Here is a 3,024-nt window from a genome sequence, read left to right as displayed (position 1 = left end):
ATACCGCTGCTTCGCCAGCCCGGGGCGCAAACCAATTACAGGGCGGCGACGCGACCACTGCCGCGCGGCGTTGTTTTCCGATATCAGAAGGCCAGTCCCATGATCGCCATGATAGAAGGCGATTGCAGACGGGCAGCTCACAACCGGATTCGCCTTCGCCCCATGGCCGCCAAGCCCTCGACCAGCATCGCCCGCCGCGCCCGCACCAGGGCCGAGGCGGATTTCGCCACCTGGCTGATGATGGCCAAGCTGGGCAGCTTCGACACGCTGCCGGACAACGCCCAGAAGGTGCTGAATGCCTATCGCGAGCGGCTGGACCGCATGACCGAGATCGAATCCAAGGCGATCGCGGTGCGCGAGACCTATCAGGCCTATTACAGCGACATGGGCGGCACCGGCGAAGCGCCCGAGCCCGAACCGCGCAATCCGCCGCCGCCGGAGCGCGGCGACACCGCGGTCGACAATGTCGTCCGCTTCCAGAAGCCGCCCAAGGACAAACCGAAACCGGTTCGTCCCGCCGACCGCGGCGCCCGCACCTCGCCAGGCGGCCGCAAGCCGGTGCCGGCGCTGCTGATCTTCATCGGCCTGTGCGCGATCGTGGTGGCGTGGAAGTTTCTGACGCGGTGAGCGGGCGACGCCTTTTGACGTAGCAACGTAGGAGCCCGTCATCCTGAGGTGCGAGCGCAGCGAGCCTCGAAGGATGACCACCACACGCGCTGTAGCCCATCCTTCGAGGCACGCCCGACCGCGCTGACGCGCGGCCAAGCGTGCACCTCAGGATGACGTTGTGCATGTGGATCGGCGGAGAACCGTGCGTACTACATCCGCCGCGTCAGTTCGCGGTGCTTGAGCATCGTCACGACGCGTGGGCGGCGGGTGAGGAGCGAGATGGTTCGGCGGACCAGCCAGACACCGGCTGCGGCGCAGGCGATCAGGAACGCCAACAGGACCGCCGCGGGCAGCGCTACTTCGACTATGCTGAACTCGCCGCTATTCATGCGCCAAAGCCTCTCTGATCTGAGGCTCAAACGCCGAAATGGATGTTGGTTCCTCGGCCTCCGCACTGATCGTCCGAACGATCAGTTTCGCTCAGGGACAAAGCACTAAGCTACCTTCACGCTCATCCACGTTTGTCCCGATGGACACTCGGCATCGTCACGCCGCCTTGACGCTGCGCGCAACTACATGCCGCGGTCGATGGGCGTCTCCACGGCGCCGCCGCTTTCGGCCCATTCCTTGAAGCCGCCGAGGTTGAAGACCTTGTCGTAGCCGAGAACCTTCAGCGTCTTGCCGGCGAGCGCGGCGCGGCCGCCGGAGGCGCAATACACGATCAGCGTGCGCTCCTTGTCGAGATGCTTGTCGTGAAACGGCGAGCCCGGATCGGCCCGGAATTCCAGCATACCGCGCGAGATATGGATGGCGCCGGCGATCTTGCCGCTGCTCTCGACCTCGGGCGCGTCGCGCACGTCGATCACCAGCGCGCCGCGGTCGATCAGCTCGCGCGCTTGCGTCGCGGTGATCTTCGGCACCTCGGCACTGGCGGCTTCGATCATCGATTTCAGGGTCGTGGCCATTGCTATTGACTCCATGCGAAAGAAAAATCAGCGGATCAGCCAGCGCGGCGTCGTCGCTGCATAGGCCGTCCAGTCGTCGCCGAAGCGGCTCGCCAGATGCCGCTCCTCGCGGCGAATGGCGAGTCGATCGACCAGCACCGCCGAGACGAATGCCATCAGCACGAACCACAGATTGCCGAACGCCAGGCCGATGCCGATCAGCAGTAGCGTGTTGGCAAGGTAGATCGGATTGCGGCTGGCGCGAAACGGGCCCCCGGTTACCAGTGCGTCGGCGCCGCGATTGGGAAGAAATGTGGTGTGAGCCGCCCGCATGGTCAGGATCGCCCAGCCGTCGAGCGCGATGCCGAGGCCGAGCAGCGCGAAGCCGAGCAAGCAAAGCCACTCTGCGCCCGACAAGGGCAGCGGCCACAACGTGCCGAGAGCGATCGCACTCAGCGCCGCGAGCACCAGTAGCATCGGCGGCCAGGGCAATACATTGGGACGGGAATGGACGGCATCGGGCATGCTGCCAAGATATCACATTCTATGAATGAATTCACGGCGAAAACGCAGCGCGGCTAGATGGTGCCCCACGCTTCCACAGCCACGATCCGCCAGCGAATGCCGCGGCCGGCGAATTCGCTGCCGATGGCTTCGAGCACCTCGTGCAGCACCGGCTCCGGCGCGGTGGCAACGATCTCAACCACCGACGTATAGCCGCGCACCTGTTCGATGACGCGGTCGTAGTCGATAGCGTCGCCGTGGCCTTCGACATGGTGGATGGTAAAGCCGCGCCGGGCGATCACCGGCTGAGCCAGCAGCGCGCCGGCGATGTCTTCCTTGAGTGCCGCGGGCGCGATCAGCGTCAACACCGCATCGGTCATGGCTGCGGCTCCGCGGAAGCACGCTCGATGCCGAAGCGGCGATACAGGATCGGCAGGATCACCAGCGTCAGCAGCGTCGAGCTGACGAGACCGCCGATCACCACTACGGCCAGCGGCCGCTGCACGTCGGCACCGGGGCCGGTCGCATAGAGCAGCGGCACCAGGCCGAACGCGGTGATGCTCGCGGTTAGCAGGATCGGCCGCAGCCGACGTTGCGCGCCGAGTTCGACGACCTGATCCGGCGGCAGGCCCTGATCGCGCAGCATATTGAAATAGCTGACCAGCACCAGGCCGTTGAGTACCGCGATGCCGAGCAGCGCGATGAAGCCGACCGAGGCCGGCACCGACAGATATTCGCCCGAAATCAAGAGACTGAACACGCCGCCGACCAGCGCGAACGGAATGTTGATGAATACCAGGAGCGACTGCCGCATCGACACGAAAGTGGCGAACAACAGCAGGAACACCAGCGCCAGCGCCACCGGCACCACGATGGCGAGCCTCGCCGCGGCGCGCTGCTGATTTTCGAACTGGCCGCCCCAGACGATCGAATAGCCCTCGGGTAACTTCACCTGGCAGGACCGCGC

General features: G+C 65.3%; 6 protein-coding genes. 1 reads left to right on the top strand and 5 read right to left on the bottom strand.

What is annotated here, in order from left to right; all coding sequences use genetic code 11:
- The first annotated feature begins 162 nt into the window (after window positions 1–162).
- Window positions 163–627 (top strand): hypothetical protein, encoded by a 465-nt coding sequence (locus I5M_RS20865; protein ID WP_022723174.1) that lies wholly within the window; start codon window positions 163–165, stop codon window positions 625–627.
- Window positions 628–818: 191 nt separating this feature from the next.
- Here I5M_RS20865 and I5M_RS20860 read toward each other — a convergent pair whose 3' ends face one another.
- The 5 genes from I5M_RS20860 to I5M_RS20840 all read right to left on the bottom strand — a co-directional run.
- Entirely contained in the window at window positions 819–998 is a 180-nt protein-coding gene (locus I5M_RS20860) for a hypothetical protein (RefSeq protein ID WP_022723173.1), read from the bottom strand.
- A gap of 183 nt (window positions 999–1,181) precedes the next feature.
- Window positions 1,182–1,574 (bottom strand): rhodanese-like domain-containing protein, encoded by a 393-nt coding sequence (locus I5M_RS20855; protein WP_022723172.1) that lies wholly within the window; start codon window positions 1,572–1,574, stop codon window positions 1,182–1,184.
- Between the two features lie 27 nt (window positions 1,575–1,601).
- Window positions 1,602–2,030, bottom strand: coding sequence for an isoprenylcysteine carboxylmethyltransferase family protein (locus I5M_RS20850; protein WP_244432062.1), 429 nt, complete (start codon window positions 2,028–2,030; stop codon window positions 1,602–1,604).
- 101 nt (window positions 2,031–2,131) lie between these two features.
- Window positions 2,132–2,437, bottom strand: coding sequence for a DUF3240 family protein (locus tag I5M_RS20845; protein WP_022723170.1), 306 nt, complete (start codon window positions 2,435–2,437; stop codon window positions 2,132–2,134).
- The coding region (locus tag I5M_RS20840) for an efflux RND transporter permease subunit (RefSeq protein ID WP_031337240.1) at window positions 2,434–3,024 on the bottom strand (591 nt) is incomplete at its 5' end. The genes I5M_RS20840 and I5M_RS20845, both read right to left, overlap by 4 nt.

Source organism: Rhodopseudomonas sp. B29, from assembly GCF_000333455.1.
Lineage (GTDB): Bacteria > Pseudomonadota > Alphaproteobacteria > Rhizobiales > Xanthobacteraceae > Rhodopseudomonas.
This window is presented reverse-complemented; position numbering and strand designations above follow the sequence as displayed.

What these genes read in the sequence shown, in the direction of transcription:
- I5M_RS20865 (WP_022723174.1), top strand. Translation starts at nt 163, where the DNA reads ATGGCCGCCAAGCCCTCGACCAGCATCGCCCGCCGCGCCCGCACCAGG.
- I5M_RS20860 (WP_022723173.1), bottom strand. Translation starts at nt 998, where the DNA reads ATGAATAGCGGCGAGTTCAGCATAGTCGAAGTAGCGCTGCCCGCGGCG.
- I5M_RS20855 (WP_022723172.1), bottom strand. Translation starts at nt 1,574, where the DNA reads ATGGCCACGACCCTGAAATCGATGATCGAAGCCGCCAGTGCCGAGGTG.
- I5M_RS20850 (WP_244432062.1), bottom strand. Translation starts at nt 2,030, where the DNA reads ATGCTACTGGTGCTCGCGGCGCTGAGTGCGATCGCTCTCGGCACGTTG.
- I5M_RS20845 (WP_022723170.1), bottom strand. Translation starts at nt 2,437, where the DNA reads ATGACCGATGCGGTGTTGACGCTGATCGCGCCCGCGGCACTCAAGGAA.